The 25818-nt window shown below is 53.0% G+C and carries 22 protein-coding genes; 1 reads left to right on the top strand and 21 read right to left on the bottom strand.

All coding sequences use genetic code 11. The features are described 5' to 3' along the window. Positions 1-258: 258 nt before the first annotated feature. The 13 genes from A2Z13_05530 to A2Z13_05470 all read right to left on the bottom strand — a co-directional run bounded on the left by A2Z13_05530 (position 259) and on the right by A2Z13_05470 (position 17223). Positions 259-1329 (bottom strand): hypothetical protein, encoded by a 1071-nt coding sequence (locus A2Z13_05530; protein ID OGP81339.1) that lies wholly within the window; start codon positions 1327-1329, stop codon positions 259-261. A gap of 6 nt (positions 1330-1335) precedes the next feature. Then, on the bottom strand, positions 1336-2349 hold the full coding sequence (locus A2Z13_05525; GenBank protein OGP81338.1) for a hypothetical protein: 1014 nt from the start codon (positions 2347-2349) through the stop codon (positions 1336-1338). Positions 2350-3797: 1448 nt separating this feature from the next. Beyond that, entirely contained in the window at positions 3798-5069 is a 1272-nt protein-coding gene (locus A2Z13_05520; protein ID OGP81337.1) for a hypothetical protein, read from the bottom strand. Between the two features lie 225 nt (positions 5070-5294). Beyond that, positions 5295-7121, bottom strand: a complete 1827-nt coding sequence (locus tag A2Z13_05515) for a hypothetical protein (GenBank protein OGP81336.1) — start codon at positions 7119-7121, stop codon at positions 5295-5297. 165 nt (positions 7122-7286) lie between these two features. After that, entirely contained in the window at positions 7287-8207 is a 921-nt protein-coding gene (locus tag A2Z13_05510) for a hypothetical protein (protein OGP81335.1), read from the bottom strand. Between the two features lie 77 nt (positions 8208-8284). Further along, a complete protein-coding gene (locus A2Z13_05505; protein ID OGP81334.1) occupies positions 8285-9232 on the bottom strand; it encodes a hypothetical protein in 948 nt (315 codons plus the stop codon). 19 nt (positions 9233-9251) lie between these two features. After that, positions 9252-10355, bottom strand: coding sequence for a hypothetical protein (locus A2Z13_05500; protein OGP81333.1), 1104 nt, complete (start codon positions 10353-10355; stop codon positions 9252-9254). Between the two features lie 889 nt (positions 10356-11244). Then, a complete protein-coding gene (locus tag A2Z13_05495; protein ID OGP81342.1) occupies positions 11245-12177 on the bottom strand; it encodes a glycosyl transferase in 933 nt (310 codons plus the stop codon). Between the two features lie 65 nt (positions 12178-12242). Then, positions 12243-13352, bottom strand: a complete 1110-nt coding sequence (locus A2Z13_05490) for an erythromycin biosynthesis sensory transduction protein eryC1 (GenBank protein ID OGP81332.1) — start codon at positions 13350-13352, stop codon at positions 12243-12245. A gap of 10 nt (positions 13353-13362) precedes the next feature. Then, positions 13363-13968 (bottom strand): transferase, encoded by a 606-nt coding sequence (locus tag A2Z13_05485; GenBank protein ID OGP81331.1) that lies wholly within the window; start codon positions 13966-13968, stop codon positions 13363-13365. 1 nt (position 13969) lies between these two features. Then, on the bottom strand, positions 13970-15085 hold the full coding sequence (locus A2Z13_05480) for a hypothetical protein (protein ID OGP81330.1): 1116 nt from the start codon (positions 15083-15085) through the stop codon (positions 13970-13972). Between the two features lie 43 nt (positions 15086-15128). After that, entirely contained in the window at positions 15129-16286 is a 1158-nt protein-coding gene (locus tag A2Z13_05475; GenBank protein OGP81329.1) for a hypothetical protein, read from the bottom strand. A gap of 40 nt (positions 16287-16326) precedes the next feature. Further along, positions 16327-17223 (bottom strand): hypothetical protein, encoded by an 897-nt coding sequence (locus tag A2Z13_05470; protein OGP81328.1) that lies wholly within the window; start codon positions 17221-17223, stop codon positions 16327-16329. Here A2Z13_05470 and A2Z13_05465 point away from each other — a divergent pair, their 5' ends adjacent. Next, positions 17224-17967, top strand: coding sequence for a hypothetical protein (locus A2Z13_05465; protein ID OGP81327.1), 744 nt, complete (start codon positions 17224-17226; stop codon positions 17965-17967). It begins immediately after the preceding gene. 5 nt (positions 17968-17972) lie between these two features. Here the strand turns inward: A2Z13_05465 and A2Z13_05460 are convergent, their stop codons facing one another. The 8 genes from A2Z13_05460 to A2Z13_05425 form a co-directional block, all read right to left on the bottom strand. Continuing rightward, positions 17973-18155 carry a hypothetical protein gene (locus tag A2Z13_05460; GenBank protein ID OGP81326.1) on the bottom strand — a complete coding sequence of 61 codons (183 nt, stop codon included), beginning with the start codon at positions 18153-18155 and terminating at the stop codon, positions 17973-17975. Between the two features lie 85 nt (positions 18156-18240). Beyond that, positions 18241-19200, bottom strand: a complete 960-nt coding sequence (locus A2Z13_05455; GenBank protein OGP81341.1) for a hypothetical protein — start codon at positions 19198-19200, stop codon at positions 18241-18243. A gap of 8 nt (positions 19201-19208) precedes the next feature. After that, positions 19209-20246, bottom strand: coding sequence for a hypothetical protein (locus A2Z13_05450; GenBank protein OGP81340.1), 1038 nt, complete (start codon positions 20244-20246; stop codon positions 19209-19211). 44 nt (positions 20247-20290) lie between these two features. Further along, positions 20291-21409, bottom strand: coding sequence for an erythromycin biosynthesis sensory transduction protein eryC1 (locus A2Z13_05445; protein ID OGP81325.1), 1119 nt, complete (start codon positions 21407-21409; stop codon positions 20291-20293). Next, positions 21406-21909, bottom strand: coding sequence for an acetyltransferase (locus A2Z13_05440; protein ID OGP81324.1), 504 nt, complete (start codon positions 21907-21909; stop codon positions 21406-21408). Before A2Z13_05440 ends, A2Z13_05445 begins: the two co-directional genes overlap by 4 nt. 10 nt (positions 21910-21919) lie before the next feature. After that, positions 21920-22969: an oxidoreductase gene (locus A2Z13_05435; GenBank protein ID OGP81323.1), complete on the bottom strand. Its 1050-nt coding sequence runs from the start codon at positions 22967-22969 to the stop codon at positions 21920-21922. A gap of 37 nt (positions 22970-23006) precedes the next feature. Further along, positions 23007-23732 (bottom strand): hypothetical protein, encoded by a 726-nt coding sequence (locus A2Z13_05430; protein ID OGP81322.1) that lies wholly within the window; start codon positions 23730-23732, stop codon positions 23007-23009. Between the two features lie 10 nt (positions 23733-23742). Continuing rightward, positions 23743-25347 (bottom strand): hypothetical protein, encoded by a 1605-nt coding sequence (locus tag A2Z13_05425; GenBank protein OGP81321.1) that lies wholly within the window; start codon positions 25345-25347, stop codon positions 23743-23745. Positions 25348-25818 lie beyond the last annotated feature (471 nt).

Genomic DNA, 25818 nt, shown 5'->3' with positions numbered 1-25818 from the left:
AGGAGATAATCGAGATCTTCCGTGAATTCTCGGGTTCCCTTATACGGGTACAGATGACATGTGTGTACAACCTTGTCATCGCTGACCACGTGGTAATACGGGAGGAGGATTTGAGTCGGAGATAATGTATCCAGCAATCGTTGCGGGATGCGCGTAAAGGCTCTGGATACAATTTTTTGGTGGAAATGACGCTTCATCATATGAAGAATGCGGGATCCAACCACCAGGATATTTGACTCTATTGCTTGATTGTACTTTTCAGTCACCCGGGCGATTGGTTATCCGAATCGGGGTCCGAGTTCTATTCATTGAAAGGTTCGGTGTAAACGCAGAGGCAATTCTTTCCCAGGGGACCAACTTGAAATTCTGGTTCCCGCTATCGTTGTCCGTGTCCTGCGCAACGAAAAAGCCATAGGGGAAAGAAGCCCCCATCGACCCCCCGACGACGTCGATTCCGTCCGTCCCCGAAACCGCATCCATCGGCCCCGCCGTGATTTGAAAATTCCCGATGTAGGCGTTGCCGTCCTCCCTCTTGTACACGGCGAACTGGCTGTTTCCTTGACTGGAAGCTATCAAATACCCCGTCCCGCCTGCCGCATAATAGATCGTCAGTCCCTCGATGTTGGAAGAAAGATTCGACCCGACGGCATCGACTTTTGTTCGGGTTGTACCGTCTCCGGGCTCTGCGCCGTACTTCCAGATGGCGACCGCTTCTTCCCCGATGTAGAATTTCGCCAGTTCATCGTCGGCCACGCATCCCTCCACCTGCGATCCGACCTTGAAAGAGCGCTCGATTGTTCCCTTGATATTCCCTCTTCCGTCGGCGTGGATATCGTACTGCACCACCTTCCCTTTCTTGTCGTTTACGAAAGCATAATATTTTCCGGTCGATGGACTCTTGTACATGCAGAATCCGTATACGACAAGAGAAGTGGATACCGAACCCACGCGGGTTAGTTGCCTGGTGGAAGGATCGACCTTATAGAAGTCGAGGGAGTTGGTGGTGCGATTGGTCATGCCGACAAGGTCGATCGCCGCACCGCCCAACGGGAACCCGTACCGGATGTCCACATTATTCATTTTGCCGTCGGAAAGGTACTGCAATTGTTTTCCGGCCAGGTCGTACACCGCAATTCCGCCCGACTTGTCCGTTCCGATGATGGTGGATAATGCCGTATCTGCAGGATGAACCCATATCGCGATATCGTCCGCGGCATCTCCGCCGTGAGGCACCGGATCCGTCTCGACGGTGGCCTGAACCGAAACGAGGGCCGAAGCCGACGATCCGAGAAACAGGAGGCAGATGAAGGAAAGAAGCAGTCGTCTCATTGACGATTATTTATTCGTCATCGAGCAGGAGAACAGTAATTTGTCCAAATTCTTTAAAACCATCATTTTGGTAGATGGCAAAAAAATACGCGCTTTTTTTGCCACATCCCAACCAAAAACATTTTTTATCATCCTATACTTTCCTTGTATTTCCGGTATGGTCAACCTTCCCCCCAACGAAGCAGCAAGTACATCCATTTCCTCGAGGATCTCTTTTTGATCGGGGTAAAAATAAATGAGGTAATCCCGCAGGAGATCTACGCATGCGGATCGAGTAATGATGCTGTCTTCCAACGACAGCAGGGTTTGAATTTGCGACCGAAGCGACAAATATTGAGCCTTCAATTTTCTATCCGAAAGATTGACCGGACTGCTGATGCTGGATGAATTACCCGTCCGAATATACGATTTTGCCTTGGGAATATATCTGACCATCTTGCTGCAAGCGACAACTCTACAAAAATATTCTCCATCGATGTCCAAAGAAATGCGTTCATCCCAAGGCCCCGCTATTTCCGTCAATTTCCGGCTTACCAGCCAGGAATCGATCGCCATCCATGCATTCTCGGACATCTTTCTGCGAATCCAATCAACAGGGGTTAGGTCTTGGCAAAGCGAATTCTGAATCCATTTTGTCTTTTCAGGCCGGAAAAAGAATTTCCCCCATGCCGAGGACAGCAACAGATCTTCATCATTCCGCATTTCTTGATCTTCGAGTTGTAAATGTATTTTATCCGGAGATAACAGATCATCCGCATCGAGCCATTGTATATAGTTTCCTTGAGCATATTTCAGTGCTTTATTTCTCGCAGAGCTAGCACCTTTATTTTCCTGAGCGATCACTTTGACCGATTTCGATTCAAATTGTTTCGCAATCTGCAGGGTTTTGTCAGAAGATCCATCATCTACTATAATAATTTCCTTTTCCCCCCATGTTTGATTCAATGCGGAAAGGATTGTGTCCTGTATCCATCTTCCCGCATTGTAGGCCGGTATCAGTATGGAAACCAATTCATTCATACAAAAATCCTTTCCCCTTACTATTGATCGATAAATGCAGGTTCTGCCGACAAGAAACAGGTGGGCTGATCTCTTGTTCCGGCGTTCTATTCTTTGTTACTGTGTTCTCCTGAGGGCCGGGGGATTGGGATATCTCGTAACAGGGATCTCAACGGTCACAGGATGCGGATAGGGAAACGGGGTATAGTCCGAGGCGACCCCGTTGCAGGACGACGGCATGCCAGATGTACCGGTACAATAATCTCTGCCATTGACAAGATAATCTTTCCCGCTGACAACCACGGGGTGGGTGTAGACGCCGTCCACCTGGTTGTTCCAGAACAAGGATGGGCGTGATGTTCTTTGGGTGTTCCCGTCCCATCCGATTTGATCCCGGCAGGGATACCCGCTTGGACTGCCACTGATATTATCGATGGCGATACAAGCCCCGGTTTTGCCCCCACAGTTCGCATCCGATAAACATCGCTGCGGGTAGGTAGACGAAGAACCCAGACAGGCTTTCCCGGACGAATTGCTGCAAAGGACATCCCAGGGATTTCCTCCTGTTTGATAAGTTCTATAGAGAGCCAGATGTATGGGCTTCCCATCGGGTGCCCCGGTGAACGTGTTGTTGAATACGACACCGGTTCCTCCCCGAATCGCCATATCCGTATATATGCCGCTGCCAGGCGAATTGATGAACGTGTTGTTATAGATCTCCCACTTCCTGCAAGATCTCCACCCGTTTACGATAGCATCATGCATCCCGACGTACCCGTCCTGCACCGTGTTGTACCGGAATACGTAACGCCCCCCTTCGCAATCCGTCGTCATCCACTCAGGTTTATAGGACGAATAGATAAACGTGCAATCCTCGATATAAACCGCATCACCCCCGCCAAGACCCAGCGCCCGATTCCAGGAACTGTTTCCGCCGCTTGATTGGTCATCCCGGTAATGAAAAGCGGTTGTCTGCAGATGGTGGAAAGTACAGTGATCGATTACTCCGGAAGTATAGTGGCCGGTAGATGGCTGTACCCATATCAACCGCCCTGATGCGCCTGGTGTGCCCGTCGAGGCATCAAAATAGATATGATCGATCCTCCAATTTTTTGAAGCACCGCCAACAACGAACCCGGCGCTCCCTTTCAGGGTCATCCCGGTCACGCGCCAATTCTTTCCGTAATCCCCCGACACGTCGAATCCATAATTCGTTATGTTGGTGATCCCTATCCCTGCACCCTGTATCGTGAGTCCCCTCGCGGGAGATGCAAGATCAACAACCACGGAAGCGGTCCATGTGCAATCCCCTCCGGGAATGGAAACCATATCGCCATCGGAAGCCGCGTTGACGGCAGCTTGTACATCGCTGTTGCTGCACGAGGCAGCCGTGTGGGTATCCGCAGACGATCCCGAGGGGAATAAAAGAAGAGACAACGATAAATACAAGCAACATGCAGAAACTACCATCATTTCCCGCCTTGGCGACATACAACCTCCTGTAGGACACGATTTGATGTTTCCCCGTGTCGGTTGCCGTTAGGTATCCCGTCCGGTTTTCCGATACGCTCTATATCCCATACGTCAACATACCCGGATGCGGAATCGGGGGAATCGCTATCGTTGGAAAGTGAAGGGCACCTCATCGTGATGAAAAAAAACAAGAAATATATCATGTTGATCCCGGCGAGATACGCTTCGGTATAACTATATAAAAGTATAATGATCAGAAACGTCAATTTGAATATTCCGAAATCGAAATTTGAAGGTAAATCCCTGATCGTATTTCTATAAGAGGTCACGACAATGGCTGCAAACAAAAATATTCCGATATATCCAAGATTCAGATAGATATCCAGATAACCGTTATGGACAGAAACCACCCCATAAAGTCCCTTCACGATTTTGAGTCTTTCTACGGTCCAGAAACTTTCAAAACCAGCACCGACAATCGGGTTTGTACCCATACCGACAAGATATTCCCACAATGGAACCCTTTCGGTTAACGTATTGTTGCGTCCTAAGCTCGATATGACAACTCCTTTAACATCGAATGATAATTGCGCGATAAAAAACAACAAGATAGAAACAAAAAAAAGCACATGTACAGAACGGACGTTTCTTTTGAATAATGAAAATTCCGTTACAAATATTATGAATACCCCGGTAATGAAACATACCAATGAAGTAGCACTATTTGACTTCATTAGTAACCAGAAACCCATACTCAAAAACATGATGTCCATGAGGATTACTTTTCTATTATCCGGCTGAATTTGCCAGTTTGATCTTTTCAAAATGCCAAAAAAGAAACAGATGGTAAATATCATACAAATAAGGCCAAGATCATTCTTTTGTCCTGTAACTCCACGGTACATTAACTCCCCTGTGTAGGAGTATGCTCTGCCAATTTTGGGATAATATTTTATGCATATGATGGATAGAGGCAACAGGACGTATGCACATCTCCGGAACACGGTTTTCATTGCTTCAAACGGATAGGGTTCGCTCAGAACCACCAAGGCCATCACCGGATTTCCGATTGATTTGAAAAGTCTCTTGATCAATACGTAAGGGATTTCCGACCACAGTGCACTGATGGCTCCAAAAAGGAAGAACAGGAATATCCAAACATTTCCATTAATGATTTGAAGCAAACGCAATTTTCGCTTATATAATATATAGATACCGGCAATATTCAATGCCAGGAAAACGATTCGATCGAAGGGGCTTCCCTCCATGACCGATTCGGGCGTTTCGATCGGATTCGATAGATTCAGCCAAAAGGAAAGGTATCTCGATCCAACGATCATCAACCAGATGATCGGGACCCAGAGGGCCCGGGAGACATTCGGTCTCCATTGATACTCCAACTTATAAATAACGATAATAAAGAAAACAGATAGAATGAGGGGAATCGAAAGATTCATAGTTGTACGTATTTACATGTTTGGTTGATCGCGAACCTATTTTCGCTCTATGAACAATCTGTGAATCATCTCTGCGGATAAAATTTTGTTTATCTCAACAGTATAGTTTCCATGTCCCCTTATGTGACTATTTACCATTTCCTCCAAAAAATCCTTGTTCAAAAACGGCCGGGAAGTGGTCCGCTTGTCCAATAAGATCTCTCGCACGAATTCCGACAATTCATCGCGAAGCCATACACGAAAATGGTGAAATTTATGGCGCCCCAGAAACCATCTTTCCAACTGCAGAGGTCGAAACGCGTAATCGATTTTCGCCAGCCATTGGGGCATGCCGTAATTGTAGTAATATTCCGACTTGAACAGAAACTCATGATACGATCTGGAAAATATGGAGGATAAATAGTTCGAATTCCCCCCGATTCCCCGATCGGTTCGGATTCTCCGTAACGCGGGATTTCCGTCGGCTATCAGGCGGAGGGCGAACTCGTCCGTTCCGGCAATCCCCGGCGGAGCGCGATACGCAAGTGCCACCAGGTCATTGTCCAGGAAGGGGGTTCGAACCGTCAACTGGGACTGCTCCATGGCAAGGCGGCCGTACCCGTACCAAGGGGTCTGCCTGAACAGGGTAAAGGTCAGCTCATGCTCCCTGCCGATGGAACGGAAGTTCTCAAAAGCATCGTCAATGTCCCTCAGGAAATCCGGATGGAATATCTTTTCAAGGGGGGAAACCGCCTTGAATGTCCGGACATTTCTCAGGACTTCGCTTCCATAATTTCCCGTCATCCGAATCGGGGCGATCTCCCGGGCAATTTGGTTGATGTACAGTTCCGGGGATCCGATGATATCGAGACACCCGTCGGAGATATAGATCGTCCTTTCGGCATAGGCAGGGAAATCCGACAGGAACTCCTTTCCAACCGGCAGCACGATATGTTGTTGATTGAACATCTTGGCGATTTCACGTGCCCGGCATACATCGAAGCTGTCCCGATACACGCTCCCGAACGTGTAACAGGGCAATTCCCCGGGCCGATTATTCCCGTATGCCAGAACGATCCTGGTATCCAACCCCCCGGTCAGGGACATTGCGATCCTGCCATCGGGACGAAAATATCTCGGAATCACGTCATGCAATGCTTCCCGCAAGCCTTCATAAAAGGTTTCCTTTTCCAGAACAGGTTGGTTTTCCAACGTGTCCGGTTCGAAATAGGAATCTTTTTTTAATTCCTTCCCGTTCTGAAACGACCATGCCGAGCCTCCAGGCAATACAAAAACATTGGAGAACAGGGTTCGGTCTTGAAGAACGCACCCGCAGGTAAAATATTCCCCCAGGCTTTTGGGAGAAATTTCCCGCAGCTCCGGCCTGATCGATAGCAAGGACTTTGCTTCGGTAGAAAACAGAAACTGATCACCCTCATCATGATAATAGACTCTTCCCATGCCATATCGATCGGTGAAAACAACGATTTCCCTGTTTCTCAGATCGACGATCATTCCGCGGAAAAAACCATTCAAGAGTTTATAAAAACGATCGCCTTCTTCTTCGTACAGATGTATGAGATAACTCGCGTCGGAATTCTCGAACGCATGGCCTTTTCTTTTTAAGTAATGGATCCGATCGTTGTCGATAAAATTTTCTCCCGAGAAGATCAGTACCAAGTCTCTTGTTTCGTTGAATACCGGCATGCAGTCGGCAAAGGATCCCTTCAGGCATGTCCATCCCGCATAGACTCCCAAATAAGGATTGATATAGGTGCCCGAGGTGTAAAAGGGCTCATGGACCATGCAACGGATCATATCTTTCAGATGTCCTACGTTCTTCTCGTCGGGTTGCCCACTTATTATCCCAGCAATCCCTGGCATTCGGTATTCTCCTACCTTTTCAATGCCCGCGGAAATTAAACCCGGATGATTCGTATCATTCCGGACATGGCGAGTTTTGATTGTCGTGGAATGCCATCAAAATCAGGCAGGATCACCGATCTGGGAATCAGAAACCTTCTTGAACCTGGGCGTTTGATCGTTGCCTTACGCATTGAATATTTGTCGACTATCCAGCTTCCCGTTTGTTTCTTTCCCGTATTTGATCTTATTCAATCGGTTTCTCATGTCTGTCAGGAAATATACTAATTTCTCCGGAAGGTTGTCTTTTATGTCGCGATGGAGATGAAACGTTAATGCGATTTTACCTTTTGATGTCATGGGAATGTAATATCTGGGAAGGTCTATTTTTATAAATCCATTATGATGCTTGAATTCACTCAATGAATCTTTTCTTTTTCCCCTATAAAAGAATTTTGCATACACAAGGTACGGCATTTTTTTCTGCTCGCAGACTTCAACCGCTTTCGCAATCAATGCATTCGTCGGGGCCTTGTCCCGGTGCCCGATCTTGGAGATTACTTGCATCGTGCTCGCAAAATCTTTATCAAAAACAAGTTTTATGAACCCAATCAGTTCACCATTGTAATATGCACCAAGAAAACAGCTTCTATCTAAATAGGTCGCATTTTCTTTTTTTATCGTCTCCAGGTTTTTCCCGTAATGCCAAAAACGCTTCCCCTGCCTTATTGGTGACTCGTTATAGATACCGGCTATTCCCCGAACAAATTCATCATCGAAATTGACAATACTGATTTCTACCCCTTTTTCCTTGGCTTTCCTGACCTTCTTTCTGGTCTGTTTATCTATCTGCTTCGTCCACCAGTACTCGTAGGTCCGGATCGGAATGGCAGCGACATTGTCCCATTCCATATAGTAACTGTAATTCGGGGTCGTTTCCGGTAACTTTTGGGGGAAAGTGAAGATGTCCGCTTTCACTTTTTCCGATTTCATTTTTGCTACGAAATCTTCCGGATTATCGATAAATTCAAAGCCCTCCGCCTGTAATTTGGCCAGCTTTATCATTCTTCCGGATATGGTAATGTCCTTTTCCAAGATCCCTTTCATAATGGATCTCCGATTTTCAATGGCTTATCGCGGGAGATATTTTCCTATTCATAACGTACGAAGCAAAAGCGGAATCGTCAATCCTCTTTATGTCGAATGAACACATAGCCCAAAAAGCTTGCTATCCATGCAAAATGGTGAGCGGACTTGATCAAAAATTTCATGAAAAATTGGTGCCCGAACAGCAAACTGACCGGCAAGATCGAAAAACAGACAAAAAATACCGCGATGAATTTCAGAAACAATCCGGTCTTTCCCTTCAAATCTCGTGATTCCCTTGCTTCCTTCCCTCGTATCCCACCGATCCGCATGTATCTTTTTACATAGAATAATCTTTTGTGGCGCTCGACCGGTACGTATTCATACACCGGTGCTTCATCACACCAAATGATTACATGGCCTTTCTTGATGATCCGCTCGAAGAAATCAATGTCTTCCCCGCCTGACCTGCCATATTTCGGATCGAAATAATTTTCTTCATCGTCAAAAATATGGATATCGAGAAGAACGTTTCCTGTCCGAAAATCTTTCTGTAATATCGTCCCGGTCTGGTACGTCGGTCTTTCACAGAATTTCCCTTTCACGATCCACTCGGGAGGATCGTATTCAAAATAAGGCTTTACAGGACCGAGCACTCCATCCGCATCATATCGCTTCAGGGTTTTGTACAAATTCAACAGCCAGGAACGTGAAGGAAATTCATCATCGTCGATCAACGCAACGTAATTGCCCGGCGCTTTTTTTATGGATTTATTTCGTGCAAGGGAAATGTTTCTTTCCGGTTCAAAATACCAATCGATCTGTAAAGGGTTTTTCTCATGAAAAGACGATACGGTTTCTTCCGATGATTTTTCCATGTCGTTGTCGACAATGACTATCGAGTAATGGAAAAGATCTCCCGTTTCCTGGTAGATCAGTTTGTCCAATAAATTATTCAGGAAGGTCGGACGTTTATAGGTACAGAGGCATACCGTGATATGATCCTTGGGACCCGTACGGTTTTGTTCCTGCGGCACCAATGTCATCCATCGTATTCCGGCAAATTCATATCTTTGACAGCAAAACCGACAATGCTTTGTACGTCGTTGCCTGCCCCCAGTGAAGCATCGGCGTTTTCGCCTTCACCAGCGGGTATTGCCGATAATAGAAGTACCCCTTCGGATCCTGCATATTGTCGATCGTCCATCGGGCTACTTTCAGCGACAGTTCAAGCGAGGAATCATCGTGGTCGGAAAAATTGGCCAGAGTCTGGATCGACTGGGAGGCGCATTGGGAATCGACGGGATACGTCCGGTTTTGGTAATATTTCGGCCTTCCGTTCTCTTCGAAAAAATGCCGTTTGTAAAAATGAAGGCCTCGTTTCATGTTTTCCGCAAATTCCGTGTCTCCCGTGCATTCGATGTAGCTTTTCAGGCTATCCAGATTGTATCCGGAATGGAAATTGTCGATCCAATGGTTTTCCGGTGATTCCCCATAGTACCAGGAGCCATTGGGAAGCTGTCTCGTGCAGCTGTATTTCATCGATTCCCTGGCCGTCTCGAGATAACGGGAACCACCGATCCTCTTGGATGTCCGCGCCAGCATGACGGCGCCGAGCATGTTCGAGTTGTGTATCGAGCTTTGCTGAAACGCCAAATAACTCAAGCAAACCCCGGAATCCGTCTGTTCCCGAGGCAATTCCATGATCCAGTCGCATATGCTGACGGCGACTTCCAGATATTTCTTGTCCTCGAGTACTTCGTACGCGTCCAGGAATGCCTGGCCGATGAGACCGGTCCAGACGATGATCGGTTCGAATTTCCTATAGATTCCGCCCCGGCTTGCGAAATCGAAGTGCTTTCCCCAGCTGTAATGCGAATATCCGGGAGATTTGTTCTTCATCAACCACGTAAGGCATGCCTCGGCTTTATCCGCATACCGTTTGATTCCGGTAATCTTGTACATCGTAAGATAACCCCAGGCCATGTAACCCCTTCCGATCGTCGATTCCTGGGGCTTGATCCCCAGGAGGGGTCGGAGATTGAACGGGCTTTGGCGAACGATCTGCAACAAGATCCGATCCAAAAATAGATTGCCGAACGTCAGAGGACGCAAAAAAGAAAGCAGGCCGTCAAAGGGTTCATAGCCGATGTACTGGTTTTCCTCCACCCACCGTTCTACTTTTCTTATGCTGTTTTCCAATTTGTTTTTCATGACATTCCTGTCACCGGGGCAACAGCAAGGGATTCGCACGTTCGGATTACCGGTAAAATAACGGACCCGGAATTTACTGCGTACCGGACGATCCCTTCGAAAAAATCCGGAGTGCATCCATAAGGAGAGGGATCATCTCCCACATCGTGGGTAACAAAGATGAGCCATCCTTTTGCATGACCATTGCTGTCGATGATCTTCTTGATCGACGATGGGCTTGCTCCAAGCCGTCTATCCAGAAAGTACGCGTTAAGGTTATTCAGATCGATTCTCCCTGTGTTGAATGTCTGTTTGCCAGCGCGGCAGCAAACGAAATACCTCCCCGCGATCCGCTTGGTTTGAGGCGTTGCATTGCCCAGAGGAAACGCAAAGGTCCTGAAGTTCCTTCCGGGCAAAATGCTCCGGAGTGCACGCCGGTTTTCAATGATCGATGATTCGAACAGGTCCGGTCTCGTCTGCCATGCATCGGGATGAGCATAGGTATGGCATCCCAATTCGTGACCATCGGAAAGGACATTCCCGAGCATTTCCGGATCGGCTATTTCCCCGGTTGCTGTCGTCTGGTTCATCATGCCCATCGAGATGTAATAGGTTCCCGTCAGTTCGTACCTCTTCAATATCGCTCCACCTACGGTATATGCAGATCTGGGAAAATCGTCGAACGTGAAGGATATGAAGGGGGTTTTGCTTTCCAACCGAAATGAACGCCTGGCAAGGAGGTCGGCTTTCAGCCTTCTGGATCGATCCGGGATTTTTTCCCACAAACTCGATGTGCTCACCTGAATCCGTTTTTTCCGGGGAGAATTCAATATCATGCCTTGATGATGACGACCGGTACGGGTTCCTAATGTCTCGGCCCCAACTTCAAGGCGTCACAAAAGATGGTTTTTAACCTCGTCATCTGCTCTTTCCTGTGGAATGCGATCAATTCGTCTGGGACGGGCCTATCCATGTTCGTCAGAAACGCATAGCAATATCCCAAAAACAGGAAGAATCCCCCCAGCATAAAAGGTTCCGACTTCATTTGGTAAACCGATCGAAAGAGTTCCCAAAGCGGATGCCCCCCCAGAAAATAATCCTTCTTTCCGTGCTTGAACCAGGCTATCCACTTACTGTTGTCCGCGGTGCCGATCGGCCGACCATGGAGGCAGGTTTTTTCCGGGAATGTCCTCGTTTCCCATCCCCTCATTCGCGCGGTAGTTACGGCGGTCCAGTCGATGCCGCCTCCTCGGATGGGTATGTACCCGCCGATCTCTTCGAAACATTCTCGCCGGAAAAGCTGGCATGCCCCGGAAACATGCTCGATATTCGCGAAATGATAGTTGTACGTCCCCGCGGATTCCTCGATAAACGGAGTTCCTGTAACGCCTAAACGCGGGTTCTCCTGGAACTTGGACAGCAGGAATTCCACATATTCCTCTTCGAAGGAGATATCCGCATCCAGGTTTCCGATGACCTCGTATTCGATCTCCTGGACTCTTTGATAGCCCGCGTTGAAGCAATGGACTTTCGCCGCAAAGTGCCGGTCGCTACGGGTCGGCATTCGGACAAGTTCCATCCAGGGATTCCCGTCCAGATATTTCCCGACGATTTCCTCCGTACGGTCCGTCGACCCGTCGCTCACGATCACCCACTTTTCGGGGAGAACCGTCTGGGATACCACGGACCGTATCGTTTTTTCGATATGTTCTTCCTCGTTGCGGGCGGGAGTGATAAGCACGTAGGAAACATCCGAAATCTTTCCCTCCTCCCTGATCCTCGATGGAATGCCGCGCATATCCCTCATCGGTTCTCGGATTGCCGTTTGACGGGAACGTCCCGACGGGTCAAATGCCATTATGGCTACTGGAAGAATTGCTCGATTGTTTTGGCAACAAACCGGACCTGATCCTCCCCCATCTCCGGGAAGATCGGCAAGGACAGAATCTCCCGGGAGGCCCGGGTCGCTTCCGGAAAATCCTCCTCGGCATGGTTCAGATGGGAGTAGGCTTTCAGGTTGGGCAGGGTCACCGGGTAATGAATCCCGGTGGAGATGCCGCTCCTTTTCAGGTGCATCTGCAACGAAGTCCTCAGCTCCTTTTTCACCCGGATCACGTACAAGTGATATACGGCGATCACATCCTCGATTTCCTTCGGGGTAACAACCCCTTGGCCGGGGAGAAGATGAGCATTGTACAGATAGGCCGTTTTCCTCCGATGCTCCGTCCACTCCGGAAGGTGTGCGAGCTTGACCTTCAGGATCGCCGCCTGCAGTCCGTCCAGCCTGCTGTTGACCCCTTCCATCTCATGGTCGTACTTGTCGATTCTCCCGTGGTTCGCGATCATTCGTATTTTCATTCCCAGTTCGTCGTCGTTGGTGACGACAGCCCCCGCATCCCCGTAGGCTCCCAGGTTTTTCCCTGGATAGAAGCTGAAGCAGCCGGCGTTTCCCATCGTCCCGACCTTTTTCCCCTTGTATACGGCACCGTGCGCCTGCGCCGCATCCTCGATGACCTTGAGCCCGAATTTCCCCGCCAGTTCCAGGATGGGATCCATATCCGCGGGCTGGCCGTACAGGTGGACCGGAACGATCGCCTTCGTATTCCTGTTTACCCGTTTCCCGATCTCCGCCGCGTCCATGTTGAACGTGTCCGGATGGATATCCGCGAAAACGACTTTCGCGCCCGTCATCGAGATCGCCTCGGACGTGGCGATGAACGAATTCGCGGCGGTGATGACCTCGTCCCCCGCACCGATGCCTTGGGCCTTCAACACGAGAAAGATGGCGTCGGTCCCGTTGCCCACCCCGATGCAGTGCTTCGCTCCGCAGAATTCAGCGAAAGCCGATTCGAAAGAACGGACAAACGGCCCTCCGATGAATGCGCTATCGGAAATGACGTCGACGATCGCCTTGTCGATCTCTTCCCGGATGCTTCGGTACTGGGCTCGCAAGTCGACGAACGGGATTTCCACGCCGTGACCCTCAGTAAGGCAGTTCCGTGATCATCTTGATCACCTTCGCGGGGTTTCCGGCAACGACGGCGTTGTCCGGGACATCCTTCACCACGACGGATCCCGCTCCGACAAAGGCATTCTCTCCGATGACGAGGCCGGGGAGGATCGTCGCGTTGGCCCCGATCTTGGCCCCCTTTTTCAAGACCGGTCCCGCGAGCGTTTCCTTGACTCCCGGAGAAAGCGGGTATTTGGCGTTCGTGATCACGACGTTCGGCCCCAGCCACGCCCCGTCCTCGATCACGGTGAACTCCGGGACGAAGACCTGGCTGTGCATGCGAACCCCGTTCCCGATGCGGACGTGATGTTCGATCACCGACATGGTCCCGATGCTGACGTTGTCTCCGATCTCGTTCGACTCCCGGATGTTCACCTTGTTCCCCGTCTGGAAGTTCGCTCCGATCCGGTTCCCGGCGTAGATGACCGTATGGGACCGCAATACCGCCCCGTTGCCGATCATCGTATCGAGCTCGCCGGCCCGTTTCCCGCGGGGCGGGGCCCCGATGATGCAATAATCCTCGATGATCGATCCCTCGCCGATCACGACCGCCGGAAATATCCGGTAGCTAACCGTCATCTCAACCCCGTTCCGCCAGAAGCCACTTCTCCACGTTCTCCGTTCCCTGTGCGTCCTCTTCGTTCATCTGGAGGGTGGTGACCCGTACTCCGTTGCGGTACTGGGAGCGGTAGATCATCTGGATCGCCTCGACGACCCTGTGCCCGTCCTTCCAGCCCGCCATCCTTTGCTTCCCGTCCAGGAGGTCCGCGACCACATCCGCGATCACCTTGTCGTGGTTCGAGCTGGTGCCTTTGTACTTGGCGTAATGGTTGGGCCGGTCATTGAAGTCGATGTTATGCGGAAGCGGATACGACTGGACGTCCCAGAAATCGATGGTGTTCAGGTACGATCCGCCGATCCTGATCGTCCCCTTCTCCCCGATGATCGTGATGCTTCCCTCGTAGTTCTTGTTGTACACGCAATTGGTGTAGGACATCGTCGCCATCACTCCGGACTTGAACTTCATCATGGCGACACCGCAATCCTCGATCTCGATGCTGTGGCTCTTCGTTTCCCCGATGGAATTCACCCGCTGGATGTCGCCGAACATGTAGATCATCAGGTCGATGAAATGGCTGCATTGCGTATAGAGGGGTCCTCCTTCCAGGTCTCTTCGTCCCAGCCAGCTGGACCGGTCGTAGTAGCTTTGGGGTCTGTTCCAGAAGACCGCGCAATGCGCCATGTAGATCTGCCCCAGCGCCTCGTCTTCCAGCACCTTCTTCACGAGCTTGATCGGAACGTTGTGCCGGTTCTGCCAGATAACCATCAGGCGGACGCCGTTCTTTCTTGCCGCCTCGTCCATCCGCAGGGTCTCCTCGACGGTCAGGGCCATCGGCTTTTCCACCAGGATGTGCCTGCCCGCGTTCGCCGCCTCGATCGCCATGGGGGCATGCAGTCCGTGCGGGGTGCAAATGTTGATGACGTCCGCCGAGGTCGTCCGGAGCATCTCCGAGAAATCCGTGGTCGACCGGACATTGTAGAGCCCGGAATACTTGTCGCAGACCTCCTTCTTGATGTCGCAGATGTCCACGAGCCGGGCCCGGGGTTCGACCTCGATGACTGCCAGGTGCCTGGTGCCGATGTTTCCGATCCCCACCACGGCGAATTTCACCTTCCGGTCATTTTTCTCGGTCATGTTCCCTTCCTTTTCAAGAATGTGATTCTGCTCGTAGCTGGCTTCAGAGGCTCTTGTACATCTCGATGAATTCGGTCTTGTGGGTTTCCCATCCGTACTTCTCCATGAACTCCCTGGCCTTATGGGCCTTTCGCCGCCGTTCCTCCTCGTTCGACGAAGCCGCCAGAATGGCCTGTGCCATGGAATCGACGTCGTCCGGCTCGAAGAAAAAGACCATGTCTTCGGTGAAATAGTGGGATATCGTTTTCAGCCGCGGGGCCACGACGGGTATGCCGAGGGCGACGCACTCGAGCATCTTCACCGGAAGCATGAGTTCCGTGGCGCAATTCCTGCCGTTCGGGATGATGCCAAGGTCCATCCCGCCGAGAAAGGGGGCCAGCCTATCCAGGGACACGCTCCCCGGGAAAAGGACCTTGTCCCCCATTCCCAGGATCCTGCCCAGATCCTGAATTTCCTTCATGTCGTCCCCGCCGCCCACGACGTAGAATTCCAGGCCCGGAATTTCGTCGCTCAACTTCGTTACGGCCCGAACCGCCAGATGAACACCCAGCCGTTTCGCCACGGTCCCGTGGTAGATCATCCGGAATTTTCCGTTTTCCCTGGAGCCGCCAGGGATCCTTTGCGTACGGTTGAATAACCTGGGGTCGGGAACGTTCATCGCGACGACGATCTTTTCTTCGGGAATGCCCCGCGCAACCATCGCCGCCTTCTGGACGTCGTTGACGCAGACGATGCGACGCGCCATGCGGCAGCAGACCGCCTCCTCCAGGCGCAATGCCCATTCGAGGAACCGGATGCGACGACCGTTGAACTTGGCGGAGAAGGTCTCGACCATCGTGTCGTGCTCGTCCAGGATGATCGGCTTCCCGGAAAGATACGGGGTCAATCCAGCGAACACCAGAAAATTCGGCATGTTGTGCACGTGGACGATATCCAGGGACTTGCGAGCCATGAGTTTCGTGCACTCGATGAACGCGAGGAGGGTGAACCGGAGATAGCAGAGAACATATCGGGCCCCGCTTTTCCCCTGGTACTTCGGCATATCGAGTTCGAAGATCCGGATCCCGTCTTGCTCGTAGAGCCTCGGGGCTTCCTGCTCTTTCGCCGTCAAAACCGTGACGGCATACCCGGGAAGGGCGTTGACCGCCTCGGCCTCGCGGCGCACCCTGCCGTCGAGGGAATAACCCGTATAGGCGATCATGCAAACATGTTTCACCTTATGGCCCCCCCGCGAGTCCATTTCAGGAAATCAGCGGATGATCGACGAATGCAGTGCCAAACCGTGCATTGGTACACGACCCTTTTTTCGGCGTGTGGACCCTGAGAGCATGCGATGGCCCTTTTCCCGTTTCACCAGGTCCCGTAACCGCCTTTGGAATACCGCCCGCAGCCCCCGGTTGAACGAATCGGATGGCCCTGCGCCGTTCATACCAGGCGATGGCCTCCCCGGCCGTGGCGAACCAGGTTTTTTCCCCACGGAGCCTGTCGAGCAAGAAAAGGTAGGCGGCGTCCCAGTTGCGCTCAGGGGCCAGGCTCCGGTCGTGCCAGTTGATCGTGAAGACTCCCCCGTAGACTTTCAGGTCTTCGACCAACTGTCCGCACATCGCCATCGCCTCGGATTCGGACAGGTGCATTCGCCCCGGGTAGAACATCGCGGTATCCTGGACATTCAGGGGCAACTCGAAAACGGTCGAGGTTCCCGGCAAGCGGAAGGCCTGCGTCGTGCCGGAACGGAACCCCACCGCGTCGTTGTATCCGAGGGTGGAGTCGAAATAGACACCGGCTTCTTCCAGGTGTTTCGGCGTCTCGTCGGAAAAATAGAGCCAATGCATCCGCACACCGATCCTTTCCTTGCCCGTGATCTTGCGTACGACTTCGACCTCCTCACGTCCCTTGCCGGGGTCCCGCCATGCATCGATCCCATGGAGACCGACTTCGCAGCCTTTACGAGCCAGGGAAAGGATCGGCTCCTTGTACCGATTGACATCGTATCGGGCGGCCCGGTATCTGCTCGGTTGCCCGTCAAGGCCCTCTCCGGGTCGATCCTTGTAGGGAAGGAAGAAAAAGGACGATTTGAGATCCCTCTCCACCTCCCGGTACCTGTCCAACGGGTACCAGAAATCCGGGCGAAGCCCCATATGAACCAGCGGCAAGGACAGCAGGGCCCGCAGGTTTTTCAGGTACCTGGTGCAAAACGTTTCCCGATCCAGTCCTTTCAGGTATCTCGGTATCAGGGAACGGTAGATATAACCGAATACCGTACGGTCGAATTTATGGTCGCGAATTCCCATGAAATCGATATCGTGCGTCAGGCAGGTGGTGAAGTCGTACCCATGCGGGGATGGGGGGATTTCAACAAGAGGAATACCCTGGCCGAGAATCCATTGCCGCAACATGGCGATGTGTCTTTCCAGCGTGGGGACATGTGCATTCTCTACGGGTTGTCCCTTCCCCAACAGATAATCCACTTCGTCGAACAGGTCATACCCGACGAGAAGAACGTTACAGCCGTTTCGATCGAGAGCAATACCCACAACCTCTTTCCATTTGTCGTACAGGAACGGATTGGGAGGATCAGCAAGGGTTGCTACTGGTCCATATACGGGGATCGAGACACCTTCCCATTCCACCACCCCTCCATTCCGCAGGGAATGGATCTTCAATCCGAACTGACGATGGATGGCAGTATCTTCCGGTCCGAAGACAATGACCAGCTTAGCAGTGGGGATCGGAAAGGCAGGATCCGACGTGATCACGACATCGTATGTCGCGCCTTCCGAGTATGGCTCCCATGGGGTCTTGAAAAGCTCGAAGAACTCCTCCACCGATTCTTTTTGTTTTGTTCTCGATTTGACGCCGATCATTCGAAGTACGAATTGTAATGGAATCAGAAGAACTCGGTTGTCTGATAGAAAAATATCTGCCGGACTTTTCTCTTCTTCATCTCGTCGTATCCGGCCACCCGTTGGGCCCAAAATGCGGATCTATTGTGATGTTCGTAGAACCCGAAGACTTTCGAATACCCTCTCTCTTTAAGCGAAAAGAGAGCCTTCCCTAACAGGGAATTCAAGAGGGCCCTTCCTCTTTTTTCATGAGTCCGTTGTCTTTGCATCCGAAGCCCAATGCCTGACGGGAAACGTCCCTCCCGGTCGTTTTCACCCGCGCCGTTCCCCAGCTCTTTCCTTGGCGGCAGGGATGTGATCCGACATCCCGTTTCTCTTCCAGAATCTTGCGATCTCCGACGGCAGCGGGTTCCAATAGACCCCTTGGTATCTTCTTCGGACATACTCCAGAAATTCTTTGTAGTAACTTGCCGGGTACTCCTCGGGCCCGCGTTCGGCGCCGTTGAAAGCCATATAGTCCGGATGGACGTTCAACAGGGCCATGCCCCCCTTTTCAGCGATCCAGTCCAGTTTCTTTCTCCAGATCTCAATGGACGTCTCACGGAAAAGCACGAACAGCGTGAAGTCTTGTGGCAGAGTGTAGGGAAGTTCAACGTAGCCCTTCCCCAGGGAATTGGCGGGGACCCGAATCGGGAAGATCGTTCTGACACCATCCGACTGGGGTTCGAAAGGATCGGTGTCGAAGGTGGATGCATCGTACTCGATGTTCAATGCGGCAATCCATTCCAAGTTATGGAGCATCGACGGGGTCCGGAACCCGACAGCATTCCATTCCTTCAGGTAGTGGTTTATCTTCTGGGCTCTCGCGAGAAAGATCTCCAGGGATTCGAAATACTTCCCGTCGTGGTAAAGACCGTGGACCCCGACCTCAAACCCCTTTCCCGTAAGGCTGCGTCTCAAGTCCTTCGGTATCGGGTACCGTTCCGGGACCATATTGAACGAGGATCGAAAGCCGAGAGAGCTCTCCATCGCCGCAAGGTCGAGGCACCGGTCTATCCCCCGGGCTGTGTCCACGTCATGCGTGAGAACCAGAGCAAAACGTTTCCCTTCCGGCCATCCCGACCACGATGAGGGGAGAGTTGCAGCGCGCTCATCGATTGGCCACACGTCGCGGTATTTTTTCCACTGCATCCGGACGAACTTCTTGCGCATTGCCAACTGGACCGGCCGGGGGATCAAAGGTTTCAAGCGGTAATACCATTTATTGATCAACAATTTCGTTACCCGGCATGCCTGTACAGTATCTCCCCTACAACCCGGGAAAGGGAAGCCGGCATGTTGTTGAAGATCTTGTTGTAGAAGGCACGGCCATAGGGTTGACCGCGGACGAACGCGTCCGTCTTCAGGTCGTACCGGTAATACCGGATCGTCTCTTCTTTGGTTCCCCACCCGGATTTAAACTGCATCAATCCATGATTGCCAGGCTCGGTTCGCCCAAAGGAGAAACTCTTACACCCGTGCCGGATGCACAATCGGATCGCTTCCCACACGGCAAGGTTGTTTGCGCGAAGATGCTGGTACTCCCTGTCGGAAGCCCCGTATTTGTAGATCGCCTTTCCGCCGTAATGAAGGCAGACTACTCCCGCAATGTTCCTGCCCTTGTAGGAAGCCAGCGCAATAAATCCAAAGCCTCTTGAAAATACATGCTCGTATAATTTTTTAAAAAAAATAAACGGTTGCGGAGGAAGGCCGTGTTCTTTCCTTGTCAGGCAGTTCAGCCTGAAAAATTCCCGAGTCGATTCCTCCGTCGTGAAACAGGTAACGGTCACACCCTCCTTGACGGCCTTCTTGATGTTCCGCTTCGTACTGTCCCGAAAACCCGCATAAATCGATTCTTCCGTACCCGAAAGATCGAGGTTATGACCGCAATAAGTGGAAAACACCGGTATCGAATCGGGAAACGACACCGAGTTTCGAATCTCGATGTATTTCCACCCGGACGCCTTCCCGTAACGGATGACCGAACTAATCCAATCCTGCATAACCGGATCTCCGCTACTTATCGGAGAAAAATAATCGGTAAATGGGAGAGAGACACCCCTCCTTCCTGTCAGGAGGCTTCGGATTTCCATGAAAGGGATAACCACTTCATGTTTTCCGTTGGAAGGAACAAAATATTGAGGATGATACCGGTAGGCTTCGCTCAGCACACGGGCCCAACTCGTGGTGAGAAAATAAGAAAAGTACGGATGGGCCGCCATGATGTCGTCCCATCCCGGGTACTCCATGGGATTCACGACCTTCCATTCCCTATTCATCCCCGGGGGGAATCCCGACACTTCAGTCGTGTGGTTGGGCAGATTCACGTAAGCGTCTTCTGATAGACAGGCCTCTTGATTTCGCTGGCCACATATTCGATTTGTTCGCGGGTCAATTCCGGGAACATCGGCAAAGATACGAATTCCGACGCGGTTTTTTCCGCCACGGGGAACCTTCCCTTTCCCAACCCCAGAGATCGGTAGGCTTCCTGCAGGTGAAGGGGGATCGGGTAGTGAATTCCGCAGTGGATGTCCTGGTTCGCAAGGACGCCGATCAGGGAATCCCGGGCCGGAACACGTACCGCGTAGATGTGGTATACGTGCCTCCCGTAGCCGGCCTCTTTCGGAGTCGTGATCCCGTCCATCCCCTGCAGGAGTTCGTCGTAGATCCCTGCATTCCGGCGCCGGCTTTCGTTCCACGTGGGGAGGTGGCGAAGCTTCACGCTGAGGATCGCCCCCTGGATCCCGTCCATCCGGGCGTTCCAGCCCACCAGGTCGTGGTAATGTTTCTTCGCCTGCCCGTGGTCGCGCAGCATCCGGACCTTCCTGTCCAGCTCCACGTCGTTGGTCACGACGGCGCCCGCCTCCCCGTAGGCTCCCAGGTTCTTGCCGGGATAGAAGCTGAAGCAGCCCGCGTCGCCGATCGATCCCGCCCGCCGCCCCTTGTATTCCGCCCCGTGCGCCTGGGAGGCGTCTTCGACCACGAACAGCTTGCGCTTCCGGGCGATCTCCATGATCGGGTCCATGTCCGCCATCTGGCCGAACAGGTGGACGGGGATGACCGCCTTCGTGCGGGGCGTTATGGCGGCTTCGAGCAAGGCGGGGTCCATGTTGTACGTCTTTTCGTCCACGTCGACGAACACCGGCTTCGCGCCGCAATAGCTGATGGCCTCCGCGGTGGCGATGAAGGTGTTGGGGGTGGTGACGACCTCGTCTCCCGGACCGATGCCCAACCCCACCAACGCCAGCCAGAGGGCATCGGTGCCGCTTCCCACCCCGATGGCGCATCGCGTCGTGCAGAACGCGGCGAACTCCTTCTCGAACTGGGCGACAAACGGCCCGCCGGCGAAGGCGGTCCTGTCGAGCACCTGCTGGATCGCCACGGCAACCTCGTCTTTTATGGATTCATACTGGGCCTTCAGGTCCAGGAAGGGGACTTTCATCCTTTTTTCTCCTCGTCGATTTTCCGCAGGACGCGGGCGGGATTCCCTGCAACGATCGTCCCCGACGGGACGTCTTTCGTCACCACGCTCCCGGCGCCGACGATGGCCTTCTCTCCCACCGTGATCCCTGCGAGGAGCGTCGTGCTGGAACCGATCGAGGAGCCTTTCTTGATCAGCGTCGGGATGCAGACCCAGTCCGCCTCCGTCTGGAGACCGCCTCCCTCGACGGTCGCCCGGGGGTACATGTCGTTGATGAAGGTGACGTTGTGGCCGATGAAGACATCGTCCTCGATGGTCACCCCCTCGCAGATGAAGGTGTGGCTGGAGATCTTGCAGTTCTTCCCGATCTTCGCGCCTTTCTGTATCTCGACGAAGGTGCCGATCTTGGTGTTGTCGTCGATCTCGCAGCCATAGAGGTTGACGAAGTCGTACACCTTCACCCCTTTTCCGAATTTGACGCTGGGGGCGATCTTCTGCAGCGGGGAGGATTCGATTTTCATCTCGTACCCCTCAGGCAACCGCCGTGACGGCGCCCAGGTTCCGGTCGATCTCGACCCTGCCCCCGCCATTTTTCAGCGAGAGCGAGGAGGCCTCGAGGATCTGGATCACCCGGAGCCCGTCCAGGCCGTTGGTCTCCGGCCTCTTCCCGGTCCGGATGCAGTCCAGGAAGTGCTGACACTCCACCTTCAGCGGCTCGACCTGCTTGATGTACGGGGCATACATGTCGCCGTAATGGTACGAATAATGGAACTCGGCGAAGGTGTCGTAGTGGGGCGGCGTCTCCACCCGCTTGTCGTAGATCTTGATCTTCTCCAGCGGCTCGTTGTCGTCGTAGACGATCATCCGTTTGCTTCCCACGATGATCATCTCCCGGACCTTGTTCGGGTCGAGCCAGCTGCTGTGAATCGTCGCGAACCCGCCGTCCTCGAAGTCCAGGGTCATGTTCGTCACGTCCTCGATGTCCTTGTGGATGTGCGCTTTCCCCTGGCAGTTGACGGAGAGCGGTGCTTTCCCCAGCAGGTAGAGGATGATCGAGATGTCGTGGGGGGCCAGGTCCCACGCCACGTTGATATCCTTCTGGAAGAGCCCCAGGTTCAGTCGCCGGGAGCTGATGTACTGGACCTCTCCGATGTCGCGGGCCTTGATGATCTCCTTGATGCGGCGGACGGGGGCGGAGTAGATGAAGGTGTGCCCCACCATGAGCGTGAGCCTGTTCCTCGCGGCCAGCTGGACCAGCTCGTTGGCCTGCCCCGAGGTCTGGGTCATCGGTTTCTCGACGAAGGTGTGTTTCCCCGCCTGGAGGCTTTTCCTCGCCATCTCGTAGTGGAGGTTCACCGGCGTGGCGACGACCACCGTATCCACTTCCTTGTCGCCGATGATCTTCTCGAAGTCCTGGGTGGTCTCCACGGAAGGATACACTTCCTTCATGTGGACCAGCCGCTTCGGGTCGCTGTCGCAGACCAGCTTTACCCGGCAATCCGGCAGGGAATGGAAGTTCCGGATGAGGTTCGGCCCCCAATACCCGCAGCCCACTACGGCAATGGTGATTTTCTTCTGCATGAAAAGACTCCTTTCCCGTTCCCCGGCGGACGGTGCATCACACTTCCGGTTTCTTGTAATATTTCCCGTAATATCGCTGGTAATACCGTCCCGATTCCGGCTCCTCCCCGTTCAGCAGAACGCCGAGCAGTTTCGGCACCCCGATATCCTCCATCGCTCGACGGAACAAGGTGTGCGGGGTGTAGCCCAGGCGGTAGACGAGGATGAAACCGTCCACGACCTCCCGAAGGGCAAGGGTGTCCGAAACCGGGATGATGGGGGGGGTATCCAGCAGGATGACGTCGTAGGCGTCGCGGATTTCCTTCAGGAAAGCGCGGAACTTATCCCCTGTGATCAGGTCCCAGGTGGCGTCGACCTGCGTTCCGCTGGGAATCACGTGGAGCCCCTTCGCCAAGCCGTCCCGGACGGTGTCCCCCAGGCTCACGGAGCCGCCGAGGTACTCCACCATTCCGGGCAGCGGTGTGATCCGCAGCTCCCTGGCGAGGTCGGATTTTCTCAAGTCGAAGTCGACGAGGAGCACCTTCTTCCTGCCGGTGGAGGCCAGGTTCATGGCCAGGTTCACCGTTGAAACGGTCTTCCCCTCCCCGGCGATGGAACTGGTGACCGCAACGGCCTTCAAGCCCCGTAGGTCGACATTGTATTCGAACCGGGCACTGAAATTCTTGAACTGCTCGTTGAAAATCAGGTCCGTGCTCCGGAAAAGGGATCCCCGGTTCGGTTTTTCCGACGGCAATTCAAAGTGTTTGAGGAACGGGATCTTCATGCACACCCGCCTAGAAACTCAGGATGTTCCGGATCTTCTCGCGGTTGACCAGCAGGAAGATGGAGAAAGCCATGGTTAACGTGACCAGTCCCCCGAGCATCGCCGCACGGCGCATGGCCCGTGCCCGCAGGTATTGCTGGTCCTGGACCACCGGGATGTTGCCGAGGATCGGCACTTTGTAGAAATGCCGGAAGTCGCGCGCGTCGCGCAGCCTCAAGTCGAACGTCTCATAGGCGATCGTGCCCCCGAACCCAAGTACCAGGGCGATCAGGAGGGAGACCCCCATCACCTCCTTCCGGTTCGGCTTGAATGGGACTTCCGGCAAGTTCGCAGGGTCGAGGATCTGGAACTGTTTCCCCTTTTGCCGTTTCTCGAGGTTTTGCGAGACGTCCGCTTCGAGCTTCTTCTTCAGCAGGTCGTCGTAAGACTTCTTCTGATTCTCATAATCCCGAATCAGGGAGATCATCTCCTGCTCCCGCCGAGGCGATTGCTCGACCTTCTGCTCCACGGCGGCGATGCTTTTCTGGATTTCCGCTTTCTCCTTCTTGAGGGATGCGATTTCCGCCGTGGTGGATTTCAACTGGGCTCTCATGCGGCGGATTTCCCCGCTCCCGGTTGAGGATGCCGTCGCGGAATTCAGGGGATCCGCGGCTTGATCCCTGTCCCCTTGAAGGGCGGCGGATCGCTGGGTCTCCGCGATCCGCCTCTCGATGTCCGCCACATCCTGCTTGGTTCGGGCGACTTCCGGAATCATGTCGGTGTACCGTATGCTCAGGTCCGCAAGTTTCGCCTTCTTCAACGCGAGTTCATGTTCCAGAGAAAGGAGCGAATCCTGGGGGGTTGCCGACGCCGTTTCACCGCTCCTGGTTGGAGTGGTAACGAACATATTCCCGATCAGGCTGATCTGCGCCTCGAGGAAGACCTTGCGCTCTTCCGCGGTCCTGGTGCTGCTTTCGTTGGAGCGAAGCCGGTCCTGCAGGCCGGTCAGCATGCGGAGGTTCGCCTCCATCTGCTGGGGGAGCTCCCCCATGTGCCGGATCTTGTAGTCCTTGACCTCTCGTTCCATCCCCTCGAGTTTCACCTTCGTGGACTTAAGCTGGGAATCCAGGAATTCGGAGGTCCCCACTGCCTGCTGTTCCCTGGTCTCCAGGTTCTCGTCGATGAAAAGAGAGGCGAGCCTTGCCACGGCGCGCATCGCAGACTGCGGGTTCTCGTGCAGGAAAGAAATGGTGAACGCCTCGCTTCTCTCCCGGCTTCTGCCCTGGACGACCTCGATCTCGATGCGTTTGCGCAGCATCGCGAACATTTCCTCGGCGCTGAGATTCTTGCGTTCCTTCTCGAAGAGGCGGAGCTCGTCCATCACCTTCGTCAACGTCGTGCGGCTCAACACCTGCTGCCGGATCGTGGCCATCTGCTCCTCCACCTTGGCGCTGATCGTGGAGCGGACGTAATCCTGCGGGAGGGTTTGCGGTATGACGAGGATCGTGATGCTCGACTTGTACAGCTCCGGTGTCACCACGCAATATACGCTGGCGGCGAACAGGATGGCGAGGACCGAGAATGCGATCTCCCACCTCCGGCGGCGGAACAGCTCGCCGTATTCCCGCAACCCCATTGTCGGTCGAAGGGGCATGGCTATCCCCTAAGGGGCTGCGGGCGATAGAGATACCCCCGTCGCGAGGGGAAAAGCCGGATTCCACGCAGGCTACCGCAGATGAGAGTAATCACCGTTTTCCCTCCGGGATTGATCCGATAATGGAAACACCGGGACAACCTCTTTCGGACCCTTTCGGTTTCCATTCCACCGGATCAAACAAAATCTGTAAAAAGCATGACTTACACCCGATCTCCTTAGCGATCTCGACACCGGAAAACGGGGATTTCTCACGATTCCTGCCGAAACCGGGTGCACAATCTCTGGAACAACATCAATAAAACCAGGAGCAGCAATATTTATACCGGTAATTTTTTTTTCCTCTTTCCTTAATGAATTGATGTGGTTTCCCCGAACAACGCGATGTTTTATCAGGGGGCTTTCTCCAAACCTTTCCGTTTTAGGGAAAATTCGTGCCCGATAGGGGAAAAA

The sequence above is a fragment of the Deltaproteobacteria bacterium RBG_16_64_85 genome (assembly GCA_001798885.1).
In the GTDB taxonomy this organism is placed as follows: Bacteria; Desulfobacterota; Deferrimicrobia; order Deferrimicrobiales; family Deferrimicrobiaceae; genus FEB-35.
Note: the sequence above shows the minus strand (reverse complement) of the source record. Positions and strands in the feature narration are given on the sequence as shown.